This is a genomic window from [Zimmermannella] bifida NBRC 103089 (assembly GCF_001570925.1).
GTDB lineage: Bacteria > Actinomycetota > Actinomycetes > Actinomycetales > Microbacteriaceae > Gulosibacter > Gulosibacter bifidus.
Window position 1 is genome coordinate 1 of record NZ_BCSP01000029.1, and the last position, 1,769, is coordinate 1,769.

At 54.4% G+C, this 1,769-nt stretch carries 2 protein-coding genes; both read right to left on the reverse strand.

Features of this window, described 5'->3' with window-relative positions; genetic code table 11:
• Positions 1-104: 104 nt before the first annotated feature.
• A complete protein-coding gene (locus ZBI01S_RS09910) occupies positions 105-596 on the reverse strand; it encodes a hypothetical protein (RefSeq protein ID WP_159421495.1) in 492 nt (163 codons plus the stop codon).
• Positions 597-729: 133 nt separating this feature from the next.
• Positions 730-1,769, reverse strand: a 1,040-nt coding sequence (locus ZBI01S_RS09350) for a hypothetical protein (RefSeq protein WP_222822395.1), incomplete at its 5' end; no start/stop codon positions are given.

A 1,769-nucleotide genomic window follows, 5' to 3' on the forward strand; every position in this document is an offset into this window, starting at 1 on the left:
CGTACCGCGTCGCGCTCGCGGGCTAGCGCGACGGCAGAGCGGTTGCGGCGTTTGTTTGCGGCTTGCTAGTCAGCGGCTTACTAGTCAGTGGCAGTTCGCCCGGTCTAGAGTTCGTCGCCGGCCTTGTACGGAGGCTCCGGCACGAAGCATGGGCTCGTCGCGCTGACAAGAAACAGGTCAGGCCGGTCGCGAGCCTTGTCGCCAACAGAAGTGTAAATGTCGACTTCGAGGCCTGTAGGTGAACGCAGGGTGTGGTGGTGGTCTGAGATCTTGGGGCTGGTTGAAATGACAGTCCAGTCGGGCTCTTGCAGGAGTTCATCGGTCAAGTCGTTAATGAGCCTGGCCTGGTCGGTCGCAGTGGTTATCGCCGTTGCGAGTGTGTCGATGTAGTAGACCATTGCTGTCTGGCTGGCGCTTGTATCGCTTTCCCGAGCTGGCGCGCAGGACCGCAATTGCCCGGGTGCTTCAGTGGCGTTGGGTAGTGCCGTCTTGAGGTCGGTTTCCCGCGCCGATTCAGGCAAGTGATTGGTGACTGTTTCGAGTACTTCGATTGTCTGGCTGACATACACGTTTGGGTCGACGGGGGATTGTGACACGGCGGGCCCTGTGGCTGAGTTGCTTGAGGCCGTCGGCTGGCTAAACGCAGCGCAGCCGGTCAGCGCGAAGGCCGCACATGACAAGAAGCATGTGGTTGTACGTAATGGGCGCAAAGTGTTGGTCATGGTCCTGCTAGTCGACAATTTCATCGGCAATTCTCTGGATTCCCTTGGGGTTTGTAGTTGGGCCTTCGCCGATTCGGGAATGGTTATTGATGCCGCCTCCGGATGGTGGTGCTAGATCGTATTTATTAAAAGAATCTATTTCGCCGGGGAGTCTGGTAAACCAGCCATAGGCTTGGAGCGCATCATCAGCATATTGAATGTGGGTATATTCCGCGTGAGGGTCCGGGAGCCAGTTAGTGCCAGGGAAGGACCCTGCAATGGAAATTACTTCATCGAATACTGCGCCCATCGTTTCAGCTGTGCCAACTTTTGACATTCCCGAACTATATCCTGCCCCCACAATTTCGGCATTGGGGTCAAAGTCCTCTAGCCGTAGGTCGTTCACAAAGTTGTTTATCTTTTCACCACGCTGAGCCATCTCTGACTCAATGGCGCTATTGCCTTCTAGTCCAAATGAGGACCAAGGGCCATCCTTAACAGTGAAAACTACACCGGATGCTCCGCGTTGCCGAAGTTCGTTGATGATGCCGTCACCAAGATCGTTCACTCCCGTACCAAAGGACGCCATGCTGGTATTGGTCCCAGGAGCATAGACTACATAGTGGTCTGCGGGGGTGTTTATGTCTCCGCTAACCGTGATGATTCGGTCATTGTGAGGATCGAACAAGAGGGCGTCGCGACCATTGGTGATGGATTCGGCAGCTGCCAGGTTATCGCGTATTTCAAGTAATTCTCGGATTCTTGAATCGTAGTCAGCACTGTAGCCTATATAGTCGCTACCCAGCTCGAGCATTTTTTGACTCTTTTTCTTCTCAAGATCGGCTATCTCTTGGTCGAGGTCTGGGTGATCTCTCTTTATGTGATCAATGTATTCTTGAGCGGTTCGCTTGTTTGCTCTTGTCCGGATTGTGAACGGGATTCCCGAAAGATTCCCGATGATGTCGGAGAATTCTCGAATCAGGTGCTGCTGACGCCCCGCATCCAACGACTCCCAATACGCGCGCACCTGTGCCGCTGGCAACTCCTTCATGGCGTCAACGATCGCGG